Source organism: Microbulbifer sp. MKSA007, assembly GCA_032615215.1.
Classification (GTDB): Bacteria; Pseudomonadota; Gammaproteobacteria; order Pseudomonadales; family Cellvibrionaceae; genus Microbulbifer.
The window spans coordinates 242,956-268,816 of the sequence record CP128431.1; the positions used below are offsets into that span (position 1 = coordinate 242,956).

Genomic DNA, 25,861 nt, shown 5'->3' on the forward strand with positions numbered 1-25,861 from the left:
ATCCCCCAGTTTTAGAGCAGAGAGATTTAACAAGCAAAACATTATGTAGTTGTAAGCGCATAATCTATGCGGCTGTTCCCAAAACTTTTTCCCGATGCCACATGTAGATGGCCGACCCAAAAATGATGGCCGCACCAGCCAGCGTCAGAGTATCTGGGAACTCACCAAAGAACATAAGGCCAATCAACATAGCCCAGATGAGGCTGCTGTAGCTGAACGGCGCAATGGTGGATGCTTCCCCAAACGAGAAGGCCTTCACAATGGCATAGTGTCCCAGACCAGACACAGCGCCAATCAAAGCCAGCAGAGCCCAGCCTTCCATGTCTGGTGCTTGCCAGAAATACGGCGTGAATAGCGTGGTGACCACCGCTCCCAGCAGGGCGGTATGGAACAGCACGGTTGATGGGGTATCAAACTTGCTTGCGTATCGCGCTACGATATGTCCGGCGGAGTAGACGACAATGGTCGCCACTGCGATCAGCGCACCCAGATCAAGCACATCAGCCCCCGGTTTCACAATCAAAAGCGCGCCAACAAACGCAACCAGAATGGATGTCCAGCGACGAAGGCCAACCTTTTCACCCAGAATCGGCACAGACATGGCCGTCACCATCATGGGAGAAAGCAATGCGATCGCGTGCAGCGTTGCAACCGGGATCAACTGGGCCGCGGCAACAGACCCGATGGTCATCACCAAAACAAGAACCGCGCGCAGATAAACAACGGAACCATTGTTCGGCACCATCATGGTCTTCACCCGCGGCGCCATAAAGATCAGCATGAACAGCAGATGGAAGAACATCCGCCCCCAAACCACTTGCAGAACCGGATAGGACAGAGACAGGTATTTGCCCACACTATCGACAATGACGAACATAAACATGGCTGCCACCATCCAGAGGATGCCATACTTAACGTTGCCCTGAGCCGGGGCATGGGAAACCATCTCACTCATAACAAGCCTGCAATGTCCGGGTTCATGCCGTTCGTCTCGCGGGATTGAAGTCCGCGAGTGACACACCGTTCGGTTTTGAGGAAAGGCACTGAAGCTTGTGTTTCAGCACCAAAGATTACTTGCCACCTAACTCAGTTTTTTACGTTTTTCTATTCGTTTCTATGGCGTGAGGTAGAATTATTTTTCGTCTTTGGCATCTCAATTATTTTCAACGGATTTGTTGCTGTTTATTGCCAAGATGCCGCGCAGATATATTTGAAAATTACTCAGCCTGTGAGCAACTTTTTCCTCCGGTGATGTGACTAGACCAAACATTCCATAAGGGAAGGACAAGCCAATTTGAAATGAGTCTGCAGGACTGCTTGACCGATTGCGATTCTTCATTTAACTTTTTTGTTAATTAATGAGATAGTAAAATGAATACACAAACCAACTTGCCGGAAGTTTTTGGAGCCTTGGCAGACCCGACACGGTTTGCCATCGTTGAGCGGCTTTTGAAGGAAGGAGACTTGCCCGTCGGACAACTCGCCGAGCCATTTAAAATGTCAGCTCCTGCCATCTCTCGGCATATCAAACTGCTCGAGAACGCTGGCCTCATCGAACGACGCATCGAAAAGCAATGGAGGGTTTGTGCATTGAAGAAAGACCGATTTGCAGACCTGCATCAATGGATCGAGCGCTACCGCACTTTCTGGAACACCAGTTTTGACCGGCTGGAAGCACTGCTCGACAAACAGCAAGGGGAAGAAGATGACAGCAGCCGATAGCATGACACAGGAAGAAACCACTCTGCGGATCACGCGCGACTTCAAAGCCTCACCTGAAAAAGTCTACGACGCCTGGACCAACCCTGAGATGCTCGTTCAGTGGTGGGGGCCAGAAGGCATGACCACCCCAGAATGTGAAATGGATGTGCGCGCAGGCGGCCATTGGAAAACCACGATGACCTCAACCAAGGAAGGCGGCGCTTACACGGTCTCCGGCATCTACAAAGTTCTGGAACGTCCAAACCGCCTCTGTTTCTCGTGGGGTTGGATCAATGATGGTGTTCGCGGTCATGAAACCGACGTGGACCTCACCTTTGAGGCCATCGAGGGTGGAACGCGCATGACCATGGTCCAGAAAGTCTTCGCTGATCCAGAGCAGACCAAAAACCACGATCAAGGCTGGAGCAGCAGTTTCAACGACCTGCAACACTTCGTCGAAGCCTAAACTCCATCCCCCGGCAACTCCCGGCCTGCGAACTTGCTTTGCAGGCTGGGCTCCTCTCCTTAAAAGCTACTCACCAACCAGTTCAACAGTGCTGGCATCAACTGATGATCGAACTCATCAGGCCCTTCCAGAACTCCGAAGATATGGTCTGTTTCGAGGACAGTCAAATGCAGTAAAGCGCTTTACAGCTTATGGGCCTGGGGATTTAAGCGTTCTTGTCAGCAAATTCATCAGAAACTGACTTTTTGCGATTTTGCCTTTCAGAGGGCTTCGCCCTCAGAAAGTCTCAATTTGAACCTAAGTGCACCTTTATCCATCAGTTTCTGCTGACAATCTAAAAAAATATCAGTAACTGTGGCATACGATTTCGAACGGTCCCATTCAAAGCCGGCAACCGCTTGAAAATTTCAAACACACAATGTATCGCAAACACCAATCCTGCATTGAACTTCAGAGAACTGTCCCTTGAGTACTAAACTACCGATTTCTGCTTTTATCATCAGCCAGAATGAAGAAGACCGCATTTTAAAAGCGATCAATAGTCTTAAGTCTTGGGTGGATGAAGTCATAGTGGTTGATTCTGGCTCTACAGATAAAACAGTAGAAGTTGCTGAAAACGCTGGAGCCAAAGTCATCTACAATAAATGGAATGGATATGGGGAGCAAAAACGCTTTGCCGAGGACCAATGCCAAAACACATGGCTCTTGAACATTGATGCCGACGAAGAAATAACTCCTGCGCTAGCTATAGAAATCAAAAACCTTTTTCAACCAGTACCTCAACACGACATTTTTAAAGTTCATATTGTGGATGTGTTTCCGCATGAAAAGACGGCCAAGCCTTGGGCCTATGGGTATTGGCAATATCGGCTTTACAATCGCGAAAAGGGACGTTTTTCAACCTCTAGCGTTCATGACACAGTGAGACCAAATGAAGGTGCAGTGACGTCTAAACTGAAAGGCAAGGTTGACCATCGCTCTCAACGATCAATCCAGTTTGCTGTAGAAAAATTAAACCGCTATTCTGATATGCAAGTAAGAGACATGATCAGTAGGGGCCGGCAAGTTTCTAAGTTTAGATTACTATCTGAATTTCCTATCTCATTTCTGAAAAGTTACATCTTACGTAGAGGTTTTCTTTATGGCTTGTGGGGGGTAGTAGATGCCCACAATTATGCATACTCTCGCTTCATTAGATTAGCTAAATTTTACCAGTATCAATTGATTGAAAAAGCGAAAAGGTCTAATAGGTAAAGACTATCTTCGCCATCAATTATGCAGGTCTTATCGTGAAACCGCTGATCAGTTATCTAATAACTGTTTACAATAAGGAACGTGAACTTCCTGAAACGATCGAGTGCCTCAAGAACCAACAAGGTTTGGAGGGAGCAGAAGTCGAGCTGATTTTTGTTGACGATTGCTCTTCAGATCGCTCTGTTGAGTATTTGAAAAGTCAAACTGCGAATGATGCAAGAATTAAAGTTGTAGAGAACCATCAAAACTACGGACCTGCAAGACGTATTAACCAAGCAGCTAATCATGCTAATGGCAGTTACTTTATCCCTATCGACGCAGATGATTTCCTTACAACGAACGGCACTCGAACTCTCTTAAACATTGCAGGCGACAAAGGAGCCCCACTTGTATTTGGGAGGTCGAAACGTGGATATCGGACGCAAGCTAGAGTTGATCCTACTTCTTTAATTACAGTCTCAACCGACCCGCTCGCTTATTGTGCACGAAAGCAAATAGTGCATATGGGTTTCCTTGTTGACGCCCAACTTTGGAAGTACTCAGGAGGTGCTGATGAGCGAGTATTTATTCAAGATCAATCTTTACCATTACGCTTAAGCGAGCAAGCCAACAGATTAGCATATGTCCATGATGTCGTTTACTGGTTGCGTCCGCCGGACAACAACAATCTTAGCGTAAACACAACACAGCAACATCATGATCGTTTCTTTTCAGCATTCTTTCAACTCGAGAAACCAAATATCTCCGTAAAAGCTAAGCAATTTTTGACTAAGCAAATTTTATCTTCTAGATGGAAATTAGAACGAGATAATAGGAGGTTTGGCTCTTACTTCTCTGAGGCTTTTCGAAGCTATCTAATGAATAAGATATCTCCCCAAACCACTATAACCGAACAGAAGCTCAAGTTTTACGCAGATGAAATGATGTCTCGTAAAGGAGTTCGACGGATTATCTCCTCTTAGCTAACCAAAGCTTTGCTAGCGCAAAAAGTCGATAAAATGCAAAAAGAAACAAAAGACATATTTGTGATCCGCTGCAACATACTCGGAGATCAGAATAACATTCTGGGTTTAGCTAAAGCTCTTCAAGAAGAGTTTGGCGGGGTGATCAAGATTCTTGATATCAGGTTTCGCAGCCGGATGTTTGAGACCTTATTTCTCCATCTGATACAGCAAAAGCAATTTGGGCGCATTTTGGAGCAAATCGCTTCATTGTTTTGCATAGGAGACATTCCTTCTAAAGCAGATGTACAGGATGCATTTGTCATCTCAACTTTAGGGTCTGGAGAGTTACCTGCTGCTTTTCTTTCAAAAAGTCTCGGAGGCTTCTCTATCCATCTCGGCGAGGTCAAACGGATTCCCCCGGAAATGGTCGACTTGGTTATTTCGCACCCCGGACATACCGCTAAAAGAAATGAGTATCAATTACCCTATGCCCCTTCTCAAATCGACGGTAAGGCACTAGTGCCTCCTGCGGAACGAAGTAAACTTCTCGTCGCATTCGGTGGCAACGCTGGATCACATCAATACTCTGAGGAGTATTATTATCGGGTACTTCATTTAGCTGCTTCAATCGCGAAAAAAGAAAGTCTTGAGTTATCCGTGACAACGTCACATCGCACAGGAACTCAAAATGAGACAAAAATTAAAAAATACATTCACGAAAGCAACATAAAAGTTAACCAGCTAATCCTTTACAGTGAAGGCGATAGCCCGAGTATGCAGTCTTTATTAAATGATGCCGCTTGTGCAATCGTTAGTGCGGAAAGCGTCTCTATGGTCTCGGAGGCCTTGGCATCATTTACTAAAACGGTCGCAGTATATGAACACTCCTTACCAAGAGAACTACGTATCTCTCGGTTTTTGAAAGATCAATCTGATAGTAATCAAATATCGCTAGTGGACGTATGCTCCTCAAACAGAATTGATGTGCAGACTATGGAAACTCCCAGTATTTCATGGAAACGTTCATTTCTCTCCGCAGTACATTACAAACTAAATAAGAAAAAAATAGAAGAAGCTGCCTGATGTTCAAATATGTTTTGATGAATGACACTTTCGATACGTGGCATCATGGATGTCGAGCAGTATCACGCGTAATTCGGAAAGAAATGGAGCACAGAGGGTTTAGTTTGTCTGCGACCTCTCGTGTAGGCGCTTCTTGGTGGGAGGATTCTGTGTTTGTTGAGCACGCGAAGCAAGCAGACCTAATACTTATTAATGGCGAAGGCACATTTCATAGCGGAAGCTCGGAAGCAGAAAAATGCATGCGCATATTTCAAGAGAAAACCTCAAGCAATCGCATCGCACTAATTAATAGTATTTGGCAAGACAACCCTACCTCTTGGGTCGATATTATCTCGAACGCATCCTACATCTCTTTAAGAGATACCAACAGTCAAAAAAAACTGACCGAACATGGCGTCCAAGCTCATTATTGTCCTGACTTAAGTCTTATCAGTTCTAAACCCATTTCCACTTTAAATCCACGCAGTGGAGTCGCATGGGGTGATGCCCTCAAAAGAAATGTCACACGAGATTTGTATAAAGGATTTAGATCATCGAGAGGAGAAAACTACTTTGCAAGCGTACGTCCAACTCATCGTTCTCCTTTAACGTCATATCCATTAAAAGATTTGCGCTACAGTCTTACATGCTGGTGGAAAAATTATAGTTGCTTCAATGATGAAGAAGAACTGGCACGGTTCTTAGCCCAACGAAATTTGTACATTACCGGACGTTTCCATGGTGCATGCTTGGCTTTGTGCGCTGGCACACCTTTTGTTGCAGTTGCATCAAATACAAAAAAAATCACATTTCTTTTGAATGACATGGGGTTAAATCCCGCGCGTGTATTTACTGACACCAAACACCTTTTGACAGCATCTCCAGAACAGTGGTGCTGGAGTCCGGATGAACAGGAAAGTCTTAAAGAAAACCTCGAGAACGCAAGGTCTCGAGCAACTAAAATGTTTGATGAAATTTGTGCTTGCTAATTATTTTGATGGCATCTAATGCATCTCGAAAGTTCTGCTAAAAGCAAATTTTCCGCTTAGAGTTCCCAAGACCAAATGCCAATGTTTGAACTTGGCGAACCAATCTGGAGAAGCACAATCGTTATATTTGATGAAATCTCGTTACCGAAACCTAGCCGTTTCTTCAAACGACAGCTCAGCGTAGATGGTATCCGATACAAGGCCAATGTCGCTTCGTGGTCATTTTACATACCAGAATTACAACTAAAGCTCCTGCACTCATTTGACGGACATTGCCATTGCATCTCCAAAGGCGCCCCTTCTCGTACTGATATACTCAATGGGCGCAACGTTCTAAGCACTGACCGTTACACAGTTAAAGACTGGCAGAACGTTTACAAAAAAACAGTCGCTCGTCGAACTGCAGAGAATTTTGTGAGCGCAGTTAGGTTACAAAATGCCGGCATAGGACCCAAAGTATTGGATGTTGCCTTTATCCGCACCTTCAATGCGTTTTACAATAGCAATCCAACATGGACTTGCGGCCTCATTGTTGAAAATCTCTATAAATACCCAAGAAAGGCTCAATCTACGCTTCAAGACTTGGAACGTGCAGGAGTGATACCTGATCGTATCAATAGCTGTATTCGGCAGCAAATACACGGCTACGTAAGTGACTTGAACTCTGTTATTGGAGTAATGCCGACAAATGCAGACAAAGATATTTGTGAGTTAAGCAGTGAGCTCGAGAATGAAATTCACGCAACACTGCACCAACATAATCAATACGCATGATGCAACTGAAAAAGTATATTTCTGGCAAATCCGTCGCAGTTATCGGCAACTCAAATAATCTAATGAGTTACTCTTACGGCCGTGAAATTGATGAGCATGACATTGTCATAAGAATGAACCGTGGCATTTTAATACCTGACACGCACTGTTTTGGGGCACGGACAGATATCTGGTGCTACAGCACCTACAAGCTCGTAAAAGAAATATATCCTCTCTGCAAATGCGATATTCGTGTTTACATGTCCCCTAAAGAGAGAAAGCTCTTCAAAAAAGGTCCCGAGAATTTGTTCTTTCCCATGACATTATGGAAGAGCTTAAATATGCAACTAAGTGCCAGACCATCAGTAGGTGCAATGGTGTCATACTTGCTTCTACAATGTGAACCAAGAACAGTCACATTTTATGGGTTCGACTTCAAAGCTACTAAGAGTTTTTACGAGAAGAAAAGCAATACTGGATCCCACAACTTCTTGAAAGAAAAACAATTAATTCAAGATATTTCTTTGAAAAAGAATTGGATTATAAAAGAATGCTCGAAAGAGTACAAAGGTAATACAAAATTCAATAATTACTTATTAAAAATAAAAAACTTCTTCAGGATAACATAGCTTTTATATCATTATATTAAAAGCTACTCACCAACCAGTTCAACAGTGCTGGCATCAACTGATGATCAAACTCATCCGGCCCTTCCAGAACTCCGAAGACATGATCCGTATCAAGGACGGTCAGTTGCTTCGCTCCTAAATGCCGGCGAAGCCAGATTTCGCTGGAGGTTGGTTGAGGGAAGATGACCCGGTCGTGTCGCGCAGCAACAACCAGCATGGGGCTCACAAACCCTGATCGTTCCAATACCGGAGGAACTTCAGGCAGATCCTGAAAGAAGCGGGCCTTGATCTGAATTTTGGTACCCCAGGGAAATTCTGCGGAAACCAAATGATCCGGATCTACAAGCGCGGCACAGGTGCGGACCTTCTCTCCAACCAGATGGCGAAAGGTCTTTCGTGGGTGGACAGTTGGTGCCAGCAAGGCAATGCCATCAAGATCAGGCCGCTTTATCGCAGCACATCCAGCGATATATCCGCCCTGACTCCAGCCAACCAGAATGAGTTTGGAGAACGATAGGTTCCTTTGAGCTCTGACCCAATCAACAACGGCGATTGCATCCTCAGTCTGACTTTCAAAGGTGTTGTCTTCCCAAGCGCCGTCGCTGTCTCCGGAGCCGCGAAAGTCTATCCGTAAAGTGGCGTAGCCAACTTCCGCAAGAACACGGGCCATGCGAGAGAAGAGGCCTTCACTGGTCCCAACGATCTCCAGCTCGTCGCGGCTTCCGTGAAAGCCGTGAAGGAGGATCAGAAGGGGCGCGCCAACACTGGTAGAGCCTGCAAGTGTTCCGATAATCTTCTGGTCACCAACCGGAATGGCAACCACTTGCTCTTTTTGCTTTACATCCAGCACCTTGCTTGCCCTCAACTCCCCCTACGTGAAGCTGTAAAGCTAAGTCGAAAGCTGGCACAAAAATACTGAAAGTTCTTCAGGAGCAGCCACCCTCAATCGACCGACTGCTCCAACAGCAAAAGGCTAGAGCTGTTCCTCGAACCATTCAAGAATAGCAGGCACGACCTGCTCATCTATCATCTTTGGTCCTTCAAACGCACTCCAGACATGATCCGTATCGAGCACTAGCAGTTTCTCTTCACCGTTGTGGTACCTCATCCAAGCTTCACCGATGGCGGGCTGCGGTGTGATCAACGCATCTTTCTGAGCCATGATCACCATCAGCGGCCCATCATACTGCGCAGCTGCTGCAAGCGGGCTTGTTATCGGCAGCTCCTGATAGAAGCGAGCCTTCAGCGTGGTATCCACGCCCCAAGGCAGACTGGCCGTGATTGGAGTTTCCGGATCAGAAGACATAGCCTTCTCGACAAGCTCTTTGCCGAAGAGGCCGATGAATGTGACGAGGGGATTAGTCGCTGGGGCCATCAACACAACACTGTCGACATCTGATCTCGCAGCTGCAGCATGGCTCGCGACCAAACCACCCTGACTCCAACCGATCAACGCAAGTTTACCCCCTTTAAACGCATCTTGCGCACGAATCCACGCAATCGCAGTTACGGCATCTTTGATCTGGCTGGAGAAGGTGGTGTCCTCCCATTTGCCGTCACTTTCGCCAGATCCGCGGAAGTCGATCCGCAAAGATGAAACACCCTGCTCGGCCATAAGGCGGGCCATGCGAGAGAACACGCCCTCATCCGTTTCCTTCACCGGCAGCTCATCCCGCGTTCCGGTAAAACCATGTAATAGAATGGCAATAGGCGCGTTTTCTTGTGAGGCCGTTTCAAGCGTGGCAATCATGTTTTGATCTCCAACTGGAATGGAAACAATCCTCTCTTCAGCAGTGGCGCTTTGGACCAAAGAAAAGCCCAAAAGGCTGACCACACCAAAGCTCAGCGCAATTATTTTCTTAGATAAACCCATCTCAACAATTTCCCCCAAAACTCTAATTCTAAAAACACGCAATAGTATAATCAGCCAGATTTGCTCATCAATGATTGAAAAACCCAACACCTATGAGGTCAAGTTAAACACTGCCGTCCCCTTGCTAATCCTGTGACAAATAAGGGAATATACCCCATCAATCTGGGGAGGTGTTTGAGATGGCGAATGGCCGCAATGTGCTTTGGATCATGTGTGATCAGCTACGGTTTGATTACCTGAGCTGCTATGGCCACCCGCATTTGCACACCCCAAACATTGATAGGCTGGCGGAACGCGGCGTACGTTTTAACCGTGCGTATGTGCAGTCCCCCATTTGCGGCCCGTCTCGCATGAGCTTTTATACAGGCCGATACGTGCGCTCCCACGGCAGCACCTGGAACGGCATTCCGCTTCGGGTAGGAGAGCCAACGCTTGGCGATCATTTGCAAGAGATTGGTGTACGCAACGTACTGGTCGGCAAAACGCATATGCGTGCGGACACCGAAGGCATGGTCCGCCTGGGTATCTCACCTGAAAGCTTCATCGGCGCCCGCGTTGCCGAATGCGGGTTTGAGGTGTTCGAACGCGATGATGGCCTCCATCCGGATGGCCCTTACTCACCTAACCCAGAATATGACAGCTATCTCAAAGCCAAAGGCTATGACGGGCCTAACCAGTGGGAGCGATGGTCAAACTCGGCGGAGGGAGAGGACGGAGAAATCCTCTCTGGCTGGTTGCTTGGTCATTCCGATAAGCCAGCTCGCGTACAAGCTGAACACGCCGAAACTCCCTATATGATCCAGCGGTTTAAAGACTTTGTCGCCGTTGCTGGAGACCAGCCGTGGTGCGTGCACCTTTCCCTGATCAAGCCGCACTGGCCCTACATTGTGCCTGCGCCTTATCATGACATGTACAGCGCTGAAGATGTGCTGCCTGTTGTCCGTTCCGAAGAGGAGAGGCAAGACCCGCACCCCGTGTTCAAGGCCTTCATGGGAGAACGTGTTTCCAAAGCATTTTCCAATGATGAGACCCGTGCCAAGGTCATCCCTGCTTATATGGGGCTGATCAAACAGATCGATGATGAAATCGGTAAGCTCATGAAGTTTCTCGATGAAAAGGGGCTAACCGATAACACCATGATTGTATTCACCTCCGATCACGGTGACTATCTGGGTGACCACTGGATGGGTGAGAAGGAACTCTTCCACGAACCTTCCGTCAAAATCCCACTTATTGTGGTCGATCCGCGCCCGGAAGCAAACAGTACACGCGGATCCGTCAGTGAGGATCTGGTGGAAGCCATTGATCTTGCACCGACCTTCGTGGAGTTCTGCGGAGGTACACCCAAGCCAAACGTTCTGGAAGGTCGCTCTCTGCTGCCTTTGCTGGAAAGCGCAGAGCCTATCACGTGGCGTGAGTTCACGATCAGCGAGTACGACTACTCCATGCGGAATGCGCGAATGGATCTTGGACTACCGGTTTCTGATTGCCGCTTGGCTATGATTATGGATAAGCGCTGGAAGTTCATTCATGCTGAAGGCTTCCGTCCAATGCTCTTCGATCTACAGGAAGACCCGCAGGAACTTCAAGACCTTGGCGCAGACCCTGCCTACGCAGCTGAGCGAGAGCGGATGAGCGAAGCTTTGTTTGCCTGGTACCGGAAGCACCATACCCGGATCACGATGACAGACAAACAGATCGCAGCAAACGCTGGCAAAGAACTACAGGCTGGTATTCTCATTGGTTACACTGATGAGGATGAGCTGGAAGAGGCCAAGCGAGAGCAAGGCCTCCTTTGAGGAGCAACGAGAGGGAGTATTTGCTCCCTCACCTCACAGCTTCAGAAAACGCGCAATCTCTGCAAGAATATCCGCGTGGATTTGCGCGCGGTCAGTCCCTTCCGGGTCATCACAGACCGGATCATCTTTTTCAGCTGCTAAGACTGCAGGCCCTTCCGGTTTACATTCTGCCAGAAACGTGAAGTGGTGGCCGGGTTTAACGACTGCGTAAGTCGCATCCTCAAGCTTGCCAAGAAGGTTGCTGCCCTCAGGCCCGACATCAGCCGCCTTCCAAAGGTGCTCCTGACCGATGTTGATCAAAAGAACCGGTTGTTGAACCTTTGCAAGGCTCTGCTCATCGACTGCGTAGGTAAAGCCCGGATCTATGGCAACGACAGCAGAAACGCGTGGGTCTTCAACTCTCTTTGAAAATCCGGCTGGCATACGGGAGAAGTCGACACCGCCTTTGGAGAGAAATACACAATCAGCCTGAGACTTGCCAATGCCCCGGCAATATTCATTGTACCGATCTCCATCAAAGCGCAGACCAGCAAGATTCAACGCAGTTGCTCCACCCAACGAGAAGCCAAGGGATGTAATACGGGCTTTGTCGACGTGCTCTTCAAAAAATGGATCATCAAGCAGTTCATCCAGAGCCGCACTCAGATCCTTAGCCCGCTCATCCAAACGCACGGAACGTCTTGGTGACGAGTCACCAGACGTGCTGCCCTGATGATTAACCGCAAGCACCATAACCCCTCTCAGCGCCAGTCCTGAGGAGAGCCATGATATCGTGTCCATGTTGCCGCCAGATCCATGCGACAGCAATACAAGTGGATGCTTTCCATCTTTAACCGCAGCACCAATATAGGCCGAAGTGCCTTTGAATACCGCATTATCGCCGACCAGACCGCGATAAGTCGCGGTCTTGGCAGGATACCAAATGGAGGCGGCAACAGCTGATGTTCGATGGGAGGCTGAGACAGTGAGGCGATCATAGCCCGCGTAAGGCATTTCTGCCAAAGCGGCTGTGCAGGTGAGAGCGAAGATACTGCTGAGAATAATGGATTTCATGATACTATCCTTTGCATTGAGATAGCATCTTGCTAGATGGCCGAACGCCTTAGAGCGTCCTGAAACACGAAGTAGGTCTCCCATATCGTGTTTCAGGACGGCAACCGGATCAGGTGCGCATTTCGCTGTTGCTCAGCGGACCATTGCGCAATTCGCTGATGTACTCGTTCACAGCAGAGGACAGCGATGCAATCTGCTGGTTCATTTCAACGGCTGAACCAATCACGCTTTCAGCGGCATTTTCGGTCTCGTTTGCATAAGTCGACACATCTGCCACGTTACTGGCCACTAGGCGGGTGCCGGAGTAAGCCTCTGCAATGTTCTGAGCAATCTCGGTCGTCGCTTCCGCCTGTTGCTTGGCAGAGAGCGAAATGGAATCCGTGACGCTTTCGATTTTGGAAATAGATTCCGCAACTTGTTTGAATGAAACAACTGTTTCGGCAGTGGCTGACTGAATTGCCTCGATCTGACCGGAAATCTGCCCAATCGCGTCGGATGTTTGCGAGGCAAGCTCCTTCACTTCACCAGCAACAACGGCGAAGCCTTTGCCTGTTTCCCCCGCGCGCGCAGCTTCAATGGTCGCGTTCAATGCCAGCAAATGGGTTTGCTCTGCGATGGAACTGATCAACTCGACTACTTCGCCGATGGTTTCAGCAGCAGCGCTTAGGCTACTGATCTTGGTTTCACCTGCTTCCACTTCCTGAACTGCGGTTTTGGTGACATCAGCGGTGAACTTCACTTGATTGCCGATCTCGGCAGCAGATGCGGAAAGCTCTTCAACGGCGGCAGAAACGGTTTGTACGTTGGCAGAGGTTTCTTCAGAAGCCACGGTCACGGCAGATGCGCGCTGAAGCGTCAGGTCGGCAGACTGCTCCATCTGCTGCGCATTCTGGTTCATGTTATGGCCTGCGCTGGAAAGCGTTTCTGTTGCCGACTTTGTCAGCATCTCAAAGGCATCAGTCTGGCCGGAAAAATCGCAGATACGGTCCTGAACTTTGGAGATCGCATGGTTGACCTGATTTGCATAAACCAGAAACGAGCCCTGCAAACCACGTGTTACTACACGACGATAATACTTGTTCGCTGAAAGTGCATGCGTGGACGCCACCATCTCGCGAATAAAGGAATCCATTTTATCAGTTGAGTAGTTCACGCTGGCGAGAAGATCCTTCAGCTCACCATGGTCCATACCAACCAAAGTGCGCGCTTCCAGATCACCGCTCGCCTGCGAAGCAGCGGTCTCGGTTATGTGCTTCAACACACGGCGCACTTTCAACATGAAGAACAGCGCAGATACTGCTGTTAGTGCAGCCAAGGCAGACAGGAGTGAGAGCAAACCACTCTCTCCGCCCATATTCATCAGCGCAACAACAACACATAGCGCAGCCGTCAGGCAACTTAGAAGGACACTCTTAGAGAGTGAGGATAAATTCATCATAGGTCACCCGATTATCGGAGAGGTAGTTAGCGAGAAACTCAGAGCTGTTGTGCTGTCCGTCTTTGCGGCTCTTAGGAGCCTGCTCAATCTCCAGCAGTTGCTGGTAAAACGGAATAATCGCTTCACTGAGAATCTTGCGCTCTGGCACTCTGCGTGTTGAATGATATCCGATGATCTTTCCAGTATTATCAAAGGTGGGCGTGACATGCGCGAACACCCAATAATACTCTCCGCCCTTACAAAGGTTCTTTACATACGCGAAGACCTCGTGCCCTTCTGCGATGCGCTTCCACAAAAGCTCGAAAACGCAACGGGGCATATCCGGATGACGGATAATACTGTGTGGCTGTCCGATCAGCTCCTTATAGGAGTATCCAGCGATCTCACAGAAGATCTCATTACAATACGTTATTTTGCCCTTTAAGTCGGTCTTACTGACAATGATGTCTGCCTCACTGAATGTTTTTTCAGTATCGGACAGATGTGCACCCGACGACATAGCTGCCTCTATGTTTTTCTACTTGGTAACTTGAATGAATAAAATTCAAGCAGACAGAACATGTCCTGAATAAATTGACGGGTGGTTAAGATAAAAATCGATTTCAAGTAATTCACAAAGTCAATTTATAGTATATTCTGCATGCATATGTTATTCTATACATATATATCACCATTTTATATTTCTCTTTGCGCAACAACAAAGACAAACTACTTACGTTTAAATTCGCAGATTCGAATTATTACAACTCAGAAACTTCATTCTCTGGGTCAATATATAGATGAAATGGATTTTCTGATTTCGGGCAAAATAAAAGGCAGCTTAGAAAAACTAAGCTGCCTTCAATATTCGAGTTTTGCGTGTATGTTAGCCGACTTTTGCAACTGCTGTCAGGAAGTCGTCTACCTCACGGCCAAGAGCCCGCGTACTTTCTGTCACCTCCGTAGAGGCCGTCAGCACACGTGAGGACGCCGTATTGGTTTCACTCACAGCTTCAGAAACGAGAGTCATGTTCTCGTTCACGCTGGATGTACCCACTGCAGCTTCCTGAACGTTGCGGCTGATCTCTGTAGTCGCAGCGCCCTGCTGCTCAACAGCTGTGGCAATTGCAGAGGTGAACGCAGTGACCTCATCCATCGTGTTGGAAATACCCTCGATGGAAGACACGGCATCAGTCGTAGAGTTCTGAATTGCGGAGATCTGGGAGCTGATTTCCTCAGTTGCCTTGGACGTCTGGTTTGCCAGTTCCTTCACTTCAGCCGCAACAACCGCAAAGCCCTTACCTGCTTCACCGGCACGTGCCGCTTCAATGGTTGCGTTCAGAGCCAACAGGTTGGTCTGTTCAGCGATTGCCTGAATGAGGCCAACAACCTCACCGATCTTCACAGTGGCGTCCGCCAACTCATTGATACGATCATTGGAAACATGCGCACTTTCAGTTGCTTTTGCCACAACGGATGTTGTCGCACTCACCTGACGGGCAATCTCTTCAATGGAGCTGCTCAGCTCTTCAGCTGCCGCAGACACCATCTGAACGTTGTTCGCTGCATCTGTAGAAGAAGCTGCCGCACGTTCAGTCTGATCAGAAGTACCGCGAGCCAGGTCAGCCATTACGCTTGCTGTCTCACCCATCTCACCCATGCTGTCATTCACAGAAGTGAGCAAGTTGCTTGCTGTGTTTCTGAAGTCAGAGATCAGCTGCTCAACTTCACGCTGTTTCTCAGCATCCTTTTCAGCAACCTGTGCCTGCTCTTCGCGAAGACGAGCACGTTCCAGAGCGTTGTCACGGAAGACCTGAACCGTGCGGCTCATGTCACCAATCTCATCTCTGCGTTTCACACCTGCGATTTCAACGTTGGTGTCACCGTTTGCAAGACGCTCCATGATACCGGTCAGGCGCTTGGTTGGGCGAGTGATGGCTAAGGACAGACCCAGAGCAATCAATGCACCAAGTGCAAGACAGACAGCAACGGTGGTCGCAATCAGGTTGGTTGCCAGTTCACCAGCAGAGCTCGCATTTTCAGCTTCAGACGCAGCAATATCGATGATCTGACCCTGAACGGTCTCAGACTGTTCAGTCAGCTGAGACACAAGGCTGGAAAGCTCTTTCTTGCCGTTGGCCATGGAGCCAAAACCAGAGCGGATCGCCGCGATTTCCTTCATCGCATCTTTAGAGGCTTTCACACCACCTTCGATGTCTTTCACACCTTCTTTAAACTCACGGCCTGCTGCACCAAGCTGATCGATCTCCTTTGAGACTTCCTCAGCCTTTACACCAGAACCTGCACGCAGGAAGGAAAGAGAAGAAGAACTGACTGCCAGTGTCTGACGTGTGATGTTGGAAACAGACGCCAACGCAGCATCAACCTGCTGCTTGCGATCAACCGCTTCGGCCTGCTTCTTGTTCGCGTCATCAATAGAGCGATACGTGAAGCCAATCACCAGCTGCGCAGTTTCACCCAGCACATCAATGCTTGCGGTGATGTCCTGACGCAGAGAATACATCTCGGAGAAATCAGTTGAGTCGCGCAATGCTTTCAGCTTCTCAACCAGCGTATCGGACACATCTGCCAGGCTCTGAAGAACCTTTGGATCCAGATGGGACAGTTCGATCTTCTGAAGCTTCTTGATCTCGCGGCGTGCCTTTGCAGCGCTGAGCAAGGTTTTACGCAGAGCGCCTTCTTCAGAACTGGTGGTCGCCTTCACAAAGAAGTAGCGCATATTCAGTGCCTGACTCTGAATGGTTGCTACGAGGCGCCCTGCCTTGTCTGCTTCCTTCAACTGCTCTTTCGCTAGCGTATCCTGTTCCGCCGCTGAAGTCGCAATCTTGGAAATGTCTGCCTGCACTTTTTTGCCAATCGCCTGAAGATTAGCAACCGCAGACATCATTTTCGCGATCTGAGATTCCTGAATGTCAGTTGCCATGCGAACACGGCTGAACAAACCTTTCAGAGCCCGCACGTTTTCGTGGGTCTCTTCAAAGGCGGTGCCATCCTTGCCGTCTGCAACAACCTGCTCATGCAAAGCTTCAAGATCTGCACCCAGCAGATTCAGCTCATCAGCAGCTGCGGTTGCATCATACTTGCTCAGACTGCGCAGATAAGTCTCGCGTGCTGAGGTCGTATCATGTAGGCCCTGCATTAAACGCATGGTTGCATTCGTCATGTCGGTTTGCTTGGTGAGCTGAGAGATAGAAAAGATTCCGATCCCACCAGCTGCAGCGGAAAGCAAGAGAACGATGATGAAGCCACCGCCGATTTTCGTCGACAGTCGCAAATTAGTAAAAAGCTGGAGGACCCGCCTCATGACCTTATTTCTCCCGAATAAAAGTCGTTGCCCATGACTTGGCGGCATCCTAAGCTTGTAAATCTCAACCAGTAGTTAACCCGTAGGTATTTACGGCATTAATTGAGTAATTTCTGAAAGTTTTATCTGTTTATGCGCCCAACATAGATTTATTATAAGTGCAAATAATCATTAGATTTTTAACAATCAAGAATCAGCAACCTCTAGTAGAAGAGCTTCAAGTGCACTGCGCAGATTGAGAGAGAGCGCTTGAGGTCGACGACTGGTGCGATCTACGTACACATGCGTAAAAAATCCCTGTGCCGCAGCAGTCTCTGCCCCCAGCGCAAACAGGGCCAGCTCGTAACGCACAGAGCTGTTTCCCAGATGACCGACACGCAAGCCGATATCGATCTTTTGCGGATAAGCGATCTCTGAAAAGTACTGGCAGCCGGATTCAACCACCAAGCCGATCTCGTCACCTTCGTGAATGTTGAGTGCATCATTTGCGATGAGATAGGCATTCACCGCGCTGTCGAAGTAGCTGTAATAAACCGCATTATTAATGTGGCCGTAAATGTCGTTGTCTTCCCAGCGGGTCTGGACCTCACTGAAGAACTTATATTGATCCCGTGCATCCGGCGTTGGCTTCTTAGGTTTGCTCATCTGAATAACTCCGTGCACTTAAAGGGCTTGCATATAAATTTGTAGCGCGGCGTCTTCATCCATCTCTCGCGGATTATTAACGAGCAAACGCGTCTGTTTCATCGCTTCACTGGCAAGCTTGGCCATATGCTGTTCTTCAATGCCGACCTCCCGAAGAGTTGTTTCAACACCCAGCACCTTGGCAAGCTCAGCCAACCGATCCGCAAACAAGCTGCCCCGGATATCAGAAGGTACTTCGATCAGTTCGGGGAACACCAGTGGAGCCAACTCAGCGTAGGCATCCGCACAAGAAGGCATGTTGAACCGCATCACATGCGGCAGAACGAGCGCATTGGAAACACCATGCGGCACATGAAAGATGCCTCCGATTGGATAAGCCAGCGCATGCACCGCTGCCACCGGTGAGTTGGCAAATGCCTGCCCAGCCAACATAGAACCCAGCAGCATGTTAGAGCGGGCTTCTTTATCCTGAGGCGTGTTCACAGCCTTCTCAATGTTCGCACCCAGCAATCGCAGAGCTTCCTTGGCCAGAACCTTTGAAACCGGATTGTTGTTTGCGGAGATAGACGTGTAGGCTTCAATTGCGTGCACCATGGCATCAATGCCTGTTGCTGCGGTCACATGTGCAGGCAGCCCAAGAGTAAGATCAGCATCCAGAACCGCCACATCCGGCAGCAACTGAGGTGACACCACACCTTTCTTCTCAGCTTCACCCGTCGTGATGATGGAGATCGGCGTAACTTCAGAGCCCGTGCCAGCTGTTGTTGGAATGAGGATCAGCGGAAGACGTTTTCCTTTTGCCATACCAACACCATAGATATCCGCAAGCTGCTCCCCTCCCCCAACAAGCAGGGCAACAAGCTTTGCAACATCAAGGGATGATCCGCCACCAAGCCCAATCACACCGTCTACTTGTGCAGTCTTTGCCAGTTCAGTTGCTTGCAACACGATAGCTTCGGGTGGATCAGCCACCACACCCTCAAAGAGCGTAACGTCAATTCCGGCAGCTTCAAGCCGCGAGATCACAGGCTCAACGAGGCCTGCTTGCATGAGCCCCTTATCACTCACCAGCAAAACACGTTTGCCTATGGTGTTCAGTGTCAGTTGATCCAGCTGTTGAACCGCACCGGGCTCGCAAATAACGCTTGCTGATGTGTTGAAGACAAAGCCTGTCATGAAATCCCCCTCCCTGCTCCCTGCAAGTGGCAGGCTTGAGCAATCCGAAGAGCATGCCTCAGGTCCTCAGGAAGGTCGAGCGCAATTAAAGTCGAACCTAGACTGGCGGTTTATACGGCTTCTTCCGAGATCACCGGTTCTGGATCAGGCGCCTTACCAAGGCTAAGAACTACAATAAATCCGATGACTGCCCCCACGGACATGGTCACGCCTCCGGCAAAGAAAGGCATGGAAACAAACCACCGCTCCGCCAGAAACGCGCCGATTGGTATTGAAACAAGTGTCAGGCCAGATTGCAGCATCTCACCAACAGAAGAAACACGCCCCAGCAACTCTTCTGGCGTCTGCTTTACGATGATAGCTCCGTAGGGCACGGTTATCAGACTGGAAAAGACACCAGCAACAAACCAAAGTGCCATCTGCTCATTGAGAGAAAAAGGTTCAGGGCTGAAAGGAAGCCATCCCGCTACTATGGTCAAGGCCCCACCAAAAAACGAGCCGATAACCATCATCAGATGTAGATTTACTCGATCACCAATCTTCGCTGTAAGATAAGTGCCTACAAGCCCGCCCACACCAATAGCGCCAATGATTGGCCCAGCAGAAGCTCCCGGTTGCCCCGTCTCCTTAATCAGAAGCAACAGTACGGCTTCATACAGGAAGACACTGAATATAAAGAGGCAGATAAGAGCGATACCTAAGAGTAGGCGTGGTGTCTTCCAAATGTAAGCAAGGCCGACCTTTGCATCGCGCAGCACACTGCCGTTGCTCTCCTGCTCAGCCTCATCGCTTGCTTGGTCTTTCTTCAGCACTCCAAGCAGCGTGACACAGAACAGCGCACCAACAGTAAAACAAAGGCCGCCAAGCAAAAAGACATTGTGTGGGCTCCAGATGGCAAGCAAAGCACCGCCAAGAACCGGCGCAAAGATCTTCGTAGATTGAATGACAAAATGATCAATACTGACGGCCTGTGTCAGCATATTGGACGGCACAATCTTTTTCAGCGCCAATTGCTGCGCTGGCATAAACGCTGCGGAGATTGTCGACTTCAAAAAGACAAAGGCGATGAGAAGTACGAGAGTGTTGGCAAAGAAGAACATGCCAACCATAACAGCGGCCCGAATAACAAGGCCAGCCATCAGCACGGGCCCAGCTCCAATGCGATCAACCAGAATACCCGCAGGCAACCCAAAAAGAACGCGTGGTAATGTGGCTGCCATGATCACACTGGCAACCTCGGTAGCGCCCATGCCCCACGTGTAGTTTACTAGCACCATGATCGCGATGAAGTCGATCCAATCCGCAAAGGCGGCCGGAACAAGAACACCAATAAACCGACGAAACGCGCTCAGCTTAAACAATGCCAAAATGGAAGTATTTACTGCTTCATCCTGCATAACAAAGCCCGCCTCAAATTCATTTCTTCAAAAAAACCAGAAAAATCAGCGCACAAAATGCCACGCCAACGGAAAGAGCAATCCCGTTAGCTTAACCAAGCCCCTTCCAGATGCAAGGCGTATATAGGTGAAGATAATTACAGCAAAGTTGGCACGCAATTGCCCCGATCATTGAACTTCATCTGAGCTTAATCCAGCTCAGATCTTGTGGCCTTCATTTACGTTGTCACTGCTTAACATATTGAAATGACGATCCAGGCGCCGCTCAATCCTTTTTTTTCGAAAGTATTCAATCTTATTTATAGGAATAAACTGATGATCTAAGTAATTTTTCACATCAAAACACTTAATATACGTCTTTCCATTTACATCGATAACAATTCCCATATTTTCGGGACGATCTGCAAAGCATGAGACATGGTGGCTACGCAAAATCTTAAAATAGTCAATTAGAGCACGAATAAGCTCTTGGTCATTTATTCGCCCGTGGCGCCGAATGTAATCACGAACACTTCGAATATCTTGATCAACAAAATTGTCAATTTTCTCGATCATTAAAGCTGGGCCTTGATTTGTCTGTACAACCCCATACACGCGCGTAAACGCTCTATGATCTGCGAGTCCCACATCTTGAATATGTGACCACCCTAACAACTCATCCTGATTACCGCTCAGTCGCTGCTTTTTGTATCCGAGCTTTGCACGTACTGAACGAAAAATGTCCTTCAGCAAACCTCGTTTTTTTACTTTGCGTTCTCCAGCTTCATAACGATCAAATTTCAGAAGCTTGGTAGGATCAGAGGCGCATTCATATGTGTCGCGAAATCCGCCACCACGAACAAACTCTCCTACCTGATAAACTTGATTTTCCTGCGACACAGTCAATTTTGAGCCAGTCTTTTTTGTAAATTTGAGCCACTTACATAACAAATTATAATAGTTTGAAAAGCACCAATCTTGCCACTCACGATCAAGCTATTGTTTTCAAAAAGCTTTCATGAGGTCGACTGTACCTTAACCGGACTTTTTAGTGTTTGCGGGATAATCTTCTCAATACAACACGAACACAAACTCCGGGAACCAGCAGGATGCAGATCTGCAGTGCGCGTGAAATTGCGACCTTTGTGCAGGATGGCGATACCATTGTGATTAGCGGTTGCGGATGGGGCCTTGCCACGCCAGAAGCTCTGCTGGAAGCCATCGAACAACGGTTCCTCTCAACCGGTCATCCCAAGAACCTTTTCGTCATCAACTCTCTTTCGATCGGAGATGGTGACAAGCGTGGACTGAACCGCTTTTCGCACAAAGGTATGTTACGAGGCATTATCTCCTCTCACTTCGCACTGACGCCATCTCTGCAAAAACTCATCATTCAGGACAAACTGGAAGCCTATTGCCTGCCAGCCGGTGTAATTCAGCAGTTGATCCGTGAAATTGGAGCAGGTCGCCCTGGCCTTCTCACCCGAACGGGGCTTGGAACCTTCGTCGATCCCAGACACGGTGGTGGTAAGTGCAGCAAGTCCTGTAAGCATGATCTGGTTGAATTGCTGCACCTGCATAGTCAAGAGTATCTCCGCTATCGCCCTTTCAAGATCGATCTCGCGCTGATCTGTGGCTCAGCTGCTGACACCAAGGGCAATCTCAGCCTTGATGAAGAAGCTATCACTCTGGACTGCCTGAGCCTGGCCATGGCAGCGCATAACAGCGGAGGCCACTGCTTTGCACAAGTCAGGAACATCATTGAACCCGGCAGTCTGCCAGCTCGTTCTGTTACTATTCCCGGTGTATTTTTGGATGCTTTGGTTGAAACCCCTAGCCAGACCATCGCCTACGACACCCCTTACAGTCCTGCGCTTAGTGGTGCCATCAAGCCGTCTCACCGGCGCATTCAAAATGAACCCAGCAAAATTGCACGCAAGGTGATCGCGAGGCGAGCTGCAGACGAGTTGATTGAAAATGCAGCGGTCAACATAGGGTTTGGTGTGCCTGCAGGAATTCGCTTTACAGAGCAACGCAAGAAACTGGCTGAGCAGATCTGGCTATCTTGCGAACATGGCCATCATAACGGTCAGTTTCTGGGTGATACGCTTTATGGTGCAGCGCAAGGATCTGAAGCTCTTCTGTCTTCATTGGATCAGTTCGATTTTTACAACGGTGGCGGGTTGGACATCGCTTTTTTGGGCATGAGTGAAGTAGACCGACACGGCAACGTGAATATCTCCAAAATAGGCGGAAAAATTATTGGCCCGGGTAGCTTTATCGATATCTCACAGAACGCACGAAAACTGGTGTTTTGCGGCCTTCTCACCGGCGTCGATACGCGCGTGGAGTATCGCAAAGATAAGCTAAAGATTACCAGAAACGGAACACACACAAAGTTTGTCGAGCAAACAGACCACATCACGTTCAACGCGATCAATGCACGAAACAATGGGCAAGAAGTGCTCTATGTAACGGAGCGCGCTGTGTTCCAACTTGGGCCGAATGGGCTTGTGCTGACCGAAGTTGCGCCAGGGATCAAACCTAAACGCGACGTGCTGGCACACATGGGCTTTGCCTGCAAAGTAGACGTACAACGCAAGATGCCAGAGCACATCTTCAACGCACTCTGAGGCGCAAACGGCGCCAACAATTAGAACTCATTGATTTTAGAGCGATCACTTCCCGGAATACTGAGCGTCTTCCGGGAAGTGTAGGTTTCTTTGGAAGGCTTAGTCGCAAGCTGCTGTAATGATGACTTCCACAAGTAGTTCCTGGGAAGCAAGGCGTGCTTCACCGCATGCGCGTGCTGGCGCATGGCCTTCCGGAACCCAGGCATCCCAGACTTCATTCATTTCTGCGAAATCGCGCATGTCTGAAAGCCAAACAATAGCCTGCAGGATTTTTTCACGGCTGGATCCAGCTTCAATCAGCAGTTCATCGACACGGCGCAGACATTCTGCGGTCTGTTCCTTGATGCTATCGCCGCGATTGCCAACCTGCCCGCACAGATAAACTGTACCATTGTGCTTGACGATTTTGCTCATACGCTGCTTGGTGTGCATGCGTTCAATCATGTTGTTACCCCTTTAAGATCGGGAGGCATGAACCCGAAAACTACGAAGTTTCATATCTCCAATTTCAGCGAGACAACATGACCGAAAGCACTGGCAAGTGCACTGTGACATTTGCGAGTGTCCAAGCTTTTCTGAGAGCAGGTATTTATGCCGTTGCCTTTTCAATGTGATGCTGAAGAAACCAGTTATAGGTCTCCGCAATCCCCTGATCCAATGAGATGGATGGCTTCCAACCCAACTGCGCCAGTCGTTCCGAGCTCATAAGTTTTCTCGGAGTTCCATCAGGCTTAGTGGTGTCCTTTTCAATAGAGCCTTCAAACCTCAGGATACTTGCTAGTTTTTCTGCAAGTTCCAGAATAGAGATGTCCGTTCCGAAACCGACATTGATGTGCTCATCAGCTGAGTAATTCTTCAGCAAGTACACCAGTGCGTCTGCACAGTCATCACAATGGAGGAACTCTCGTCGTGGCACTCCTGTTCCCCAAATCTCAAAGGAAGTCGCACCACTCTCTTTCGCTTCATGCACTTTACGCATGAGTGCCGGCAGAACGTGACTGGTTGTCAGATCAAAGTTATCGCCCGGACCATAGAGATTGGTTGGCATTGCGGAGATGAAATCACATCCGTGCTGTTTTCGAAAAGCTTGGCAAAGCTTTATTCCGGCAATCTTGGCAATGGCATACCACTCATTGGTTGGCTCCAGAGGCCCGGAGAGCAACGCTTCCTCCGAGATCGGTTGTGGCGCATGTTTTGGATAAATACAGGATGAGCCCAGAAACAGCAGTTTTTGTACGTTAGCCGCATAGGCTCCACGGATGAGATTGGTTTCTATCGCAAGGTTTTCATAGAGGAAGTCTGCGGGATACTCATTGTTCGCCCATATCCCTCCTACTTTGGCTGCCGCAACAATCACCGCATCTGGTTTCGTATCCAGCAAAAACATTAATGACTCACTTTGAGCAGTAAGATCCACCTGTTTGCGGTCAGCCGTTAAAAGCGAGCAATCCTCTTGTTCCAAACGGCGCATCAACGCGCCGCCAACCATGCCTTTGTGCCCAGCTACAAAAACCGTTTTTCCCGCAAGGTCAAATTTGGTCTCCGATAAATCAGGCATCTTCTAGTATCCGATGCTGTTGAAGTTCCTTCAAATCGGCCTGCACCATCTCTTGCACCAACGCCTCTAGAGACGTTTTAGGCTCCCACCCCAACTTCTGACGCGCCTTGCTTGCATCACCTAGCAGCTCATTCACTTCAGAAGGACGAAAATACCTCGGATCAATTTCAATCAGAGAACGACCGGTTCGCGCGCAAAGGCCTCGTTCCTCAATGCCCTCTCCCTGCCACTCAATAGCAGTGCCACAATGAGCGAAGGCCATTTCTACAAAGCGCCGAACGGACGTCATCGTTCCGGTCGCCAAGACATAATCGTCTGGTTGATCCTGTTGCAGCATCATCCACATGCCTTCAATGAAGTCGCGTGCATGCCCCCAGTCTCGTTGAGCATCAATATTGCCGAGGTAGAGTTTCTCTTGCTGGCCCAAGCTGATTGCCGCAGCTGCGCGTGTGATTTTTCGCGTTACGAACGTCTCACCACGCAACGGGCTTTCATGGTTGAAGAGGATGCCGTTTGAGGCATGGATTCCATAGGCTTCGCGATAGTTTACAGCGATCCAATAGGCATAGAGTTTTGCTGCAGCATATGGAGACCGCGGATAAAAAGGCGTGGTTTCTTTTTGCGGAACTTCCTGAACCAGACCATAAAGCTCTGACGTTGATGCCTGATAGAACCTTGTTTTCTTTTCCAATCCGAGAATGCGGATCGCTTCCAGCAAGCGCAATGCACCAAGAGCATCACTGTTGGCCGTGTATTCCGGGGTTTCAAAACTTACCTTCACGTGTGACTGCGCACCAAGGTTATAGACCTCATCCGGTTGCACCTCCTGCATAATCCGGATCAGGTTGGTCGCATCCGTCAAATCTCCGTAGTGAAGAATAAAGCGTGCATCTTCTTCATGCGGGTCTTGGTAAATTCCTTCAATCCGCCCGGTGTTGAAACTGGAGGAGCGGCGCTTAACACCATGCACTACGTAGCCCTTATCAAGCAGAAAACGGCTCAGATAAGCGCCATCTTGTCCAGTCACACCCGTTATCAATGCTATCTTTTGCAAGGTCATCACACGCCCAAAATCTTAGGGAAACAGAGCATGAACCTAGGAGGAAACTGGTTATTGTCGCAATTCTGAAAACATGCCCCCTCATTCTCTAGGTCACTTTACAGAGCAATGTTTTTAAACAAGGTTTCAGCTTCGCCCACAAGGATAT

General features: G+C 48.6%; 24 protein-coding genes. 10 read left to right on the forward strand and 14 right to left on the reverse strand.

Annotated elements, in window-relative coordinates:
• Positions 1-64: 64 nt before the first annotated feature.
• Entirely contained in the window at positions 65-955 is an 891-nt protein-coding gene (locus tag QT397_00955) for a DMT family transporter (GenBank protein ID WNZ53607.1), read from the reverse strand.
• A gap of 416 nt (positions 956-1,371) precedes the next feature.
• Here QT397_00955 and QT397_00960 point away from each other — a divergent pair, with 416 nt between their 5' ends.
• The 8 genes from QT397_00960 to QT397_00995 all read left to right on the forward strand — a co-directional run bounded on the left by QT397_00960 (position 1,372) and on the right by QT397_00995 (position 7,798).
• Positions 1,372-1,722 (forward strand): metalloregulator ArsR/SmtB family transcription factor, encoded by a 351-nt coding sequence (locus QT397_00960; GenBank protein ID WNZ53608.1) that lies wholly within the window; start codon positions 1,372-1,374, stop codon positions 1,720-1,722.
• A complete protein-coding gene (locus QT397_00965) occupies positions 1,706-2,167 on the forward strand; it encodes an SRPBCC domain-containing protein (protein ID WNZ53609.1) in 462 nt (153 codons plus the stop codon). Before QT397_00960 ends, QT397_00965 begins: the two co-directional genes overlap by 17 nt.
• 465 nt (positions 2,168-2,632) lie before the next feature.
• Positions 2,633-3,421 carry a glycosyltransferase family 2 protein gene (locus QT397_00970; GenBank protein WNZ53610.1) on the forward strand — a complete coding sequence of 263 codons (789 nt, stop codon included), beginning with the start codon at positions 2,633-2,635 and terminating at the stop codon, positions 3,419-3,421.
• 35 nt (positions 3,422-3,456) lie between these two features.
• Positions 3,457-4,383: a glycosyltransferase family 2 protein gene (locus QT397_00975; protein ID WNZ53611.1), complete on the forward strand. Its 927-nt coding sequence runs from the start codon at positions 3,457-3,459 to the stop codon at positions 4,381-4,383.
• A 36-nt stretch (positions 4,384-4,419) separates the two neighbouring features.
• Entirely contained in the window at positions 4,420-5,448 is a 1,029-nt protein-coding gene (locus QT397_00980; GenBank protein ID WNZ53612.1) for an ELM1/GtrOC1 family putative glycosyltransferase, read from the forward strand.
• A gap of 17 nt (positions 5,449-5,465) precedes the next feature.
• On the forward strand, positions 5,466-6,416 hold the full coding sequence (locus QT397_00985) for a polysaccharide pyruvyl transferase family protein (GenBank protein ID WNZ53974.1): 951 nt from the start codon (positions 5,466-5,468) through the stop codon (positions 6,414-6,416).
• Between the two features lie 81 nt (positions 6,417-6,497).
• Positions 6,498-7,190, forward strand: coding sequence for a hypothetical protein (locus QT397_00990; GenBank protein WNZ53613.1), 693 nt, complete (start codon positions 6,498-6,500; stop codon positions 7,188-7,190).
• Entirely contained in the window at positions 7,187-7,798 is a 612-nt protein-coding gene (locus QT397_00995) for a glycosyltransferase family 29 protein (GenBank protein ID WNZ53614.1), read from the forward strand. The genes QT397_00990 and QT397_00995 overlap by 4 nt, the downstream gene beginning before the upstream one ends.
• Before the next feature lie 16 nt (positions 7,799-7,814).
• Here QT397_00995 and QT397_01000 read toward each other — a convergent pair whose 3' ends face one another.
• Together QT397_01000 and QT397_01005 are read right to left on the reverse strand one after the other, a co-directional pair.
• A complete protein-coding gene (locus QT397_01000; protein ID WNZ53615.1) occupies positions 7,815-8,648 on the reverse strand; it encodes an alpha/beta hydrolase in 834 nt (277 codons plus the stop codon).
• A 123-nt stretch (positions 8,649-8,771) separates the two neighbouring features.
• Positions 8,772-9,761 carry an alpha/beta fold hydrolase gene (locus QT397_01005; GenBank protein WNZ53616.1) on the reverse strand — a complete coding sequence of 330 codons (990 nt, stop codon included), beginning with the start codon at positions 9,759-9,761 and terminating at the stop codon, positions 8,772-8,774.
• A gap of 89 nt (positions 9,762-9,850) precedes the next feature.
• Here QT397_01005 and QT397_01010 point away from each other — a divergent pair, with 89 nt between their 5' ends.
• The gene (locus QT397_01010; GenBank protein WNZ53617.1) at positions 9,851-11,470 is read left to right on the forward strand and encodes an alkaline phosphatase family protein; all 1,620 of its coding nucleotides are present in this window, start codon (positions 9,851-9,853) and stop codon (positions 11,468-11,470) included.
• A gap of 33 nt (positions 11,471-11,503) precedes the next feature.
• Here the strand turns inward: QT397_01010 and QT397_01015 are convergent, their stop codons facing one another.
• The 8 genes from QT397_01015 to QT397_01050 form a co-directional block, all read right to left on the reverse strand.
• Positions 11,504-12,523 (reverse strand): alpha/beta fold hydrolase, encoded by a 1,020-nt coding sequence (locus QT397_01015; protein ID WNZ53618.1) that lies wholly within the window; start codon positions 12,521-12,523, stop codon positions 11,504-11,506.
• A gap of 109 nt (positions 12,524-12,632) precedes the next feature.
• On the reverse strand, positions 12,633-13,961 hold the full coding sequence (locus QT397_01020; GenBank protein WNZ53619.1) for a methyl-accepting chemotaxis protein: 1,329 nt from the start codon (positions 13,959-13,961) through the stop codon (positions 12,633-12,635).
• Positions 13,936-14,460, reverse strand: a complete 525-nt coding sequence (locus tag QT397_01025; GenBank protein WNZ53620.1) for a PAS domain-containing protein — start codon at positions 14,458-14,460, stop codon at positions 13,936-13,938. The genes QT397_01020 and QT397_01025 overlap by 26 nt, the downstream gene beginning before the upstream one ends.
• Positions 14,461-14,826: 366 nt before the next feature.
• Positions 14,827-17,265 carry a HAMP domain-containing methyl-accepting chemotaxis protein gene (locus QT397_01030; protein ID WNZ53621.1) on the reverse strand — a complete coding sequence of 813 codons (2,439 nt, stop codon included), beginning with the start codon at positions 17,263-17,265 and terminating at the stop codon, positions 14,827-14,829.
• Positions 17,266-17,451: 186 nt separating this feature from the next.
• Positions 17,452-17,910 (reverse strand): thioesterase family protein, encoded by a 459-nt coding sequence (locus QT397_01035; GenBank protein WNZ53622.1) that lies wholly within the window; start codon positions 17,908-17,910, stop codon positions 17,452-17,454.
• An 18-nt stretch (positions 17,911-17,928) separates the two neighbouring features.
• Positions 17,929-19,086, reverse strand: a complete 1,158-nt coding sequence (locus QT397_01040; protein WNZ53623.1) for an iron-containing alcohol dehydrogenase — start codon at positions 19,084-19,086, stop codon at positions 17,929-17,931.
• Between the two features lie 110 nt (positions 19,087-19,196).
• Entirely contained in the window at positions 19,197-20,483 is a 1,287-nt protein-coding gene (locus QT397_01045; GenBank protein WNZ53624.1) for an MFS transporter, read from the reverse strand.
• A 198-nt stretch (positions 20,484-20,681) separates the two neighbouring features.
• A complete protein-coding gene (locus QT397_01050) occupies positions 20,682-21,362 on the reverse strand; it encodes a YrbL family protein (protein WNZ53975.1) in 681 nt (226 codons plus the stop codon).
• A gap of 209 nt (positions 21,363-21,571) precedes the next feature.
• Between QT397_01050 and QT397_01055 the strand changes: the two genes are divergently transcribed.
• Positions 21,572-23,095, forward strand: coding sequence for a CoA-transferase (locus QT397_01055; GenBank protein WNZ53625.1), 1,524 nt, complete (start codon positions 21,572-21,574; stop codon positions 23,093-23,095).
• Positions 23,096-23,194: 99 nt separating this feature from the next.
• Here the strand turns inward: QT397_01055 and QT397_01060 are convergent, their stop codons facing one another.
• The 3 genes from QT397_01060 to gmd all read right to left on the reverse strand — a co-directional run bounded on the left by QT397_01060 (position 23,195) and on the right by gmd (position 25,713).
• Positions 23,195-23,539, reverse strand: a complete 345-nt coding sequence (locus QT397_01060) for a RidA family protein (GenBank protein WNZ53626.1) — start codon at positions 23,537-23,539, stop codon at positions 23,195-23,197.
• A gap of 145 nt (positions 23,540-23,684) precedes the next feature.
• Positions 23,685-24,653: a GDP-L-fucose synthase gene (locus QT397_01065; protein WNZ53627.1), complete on the reverse strand. Its 969-nt coding sequence runs from the start codon at positions 24,651-24,653 to the stop codon at positions 23,685-23,687.
• A complete protein-coding gene (gene gmd, locus QT397_01070; GenBank protein WNZ53628.1) occupies positions 24,646-25,713 on the reverse strand; it encodes a GDP-mannose 4,6-dehydratase in 1,068 nt (355 codons plus the stop codon). The genes QT397_01065 and gmd overlap by 8 nt, the downstream gene beginning before the upstream one ends.
• Between the last annotated feature and the right edge of the window lie 148 nt (positions 25,714-25,861).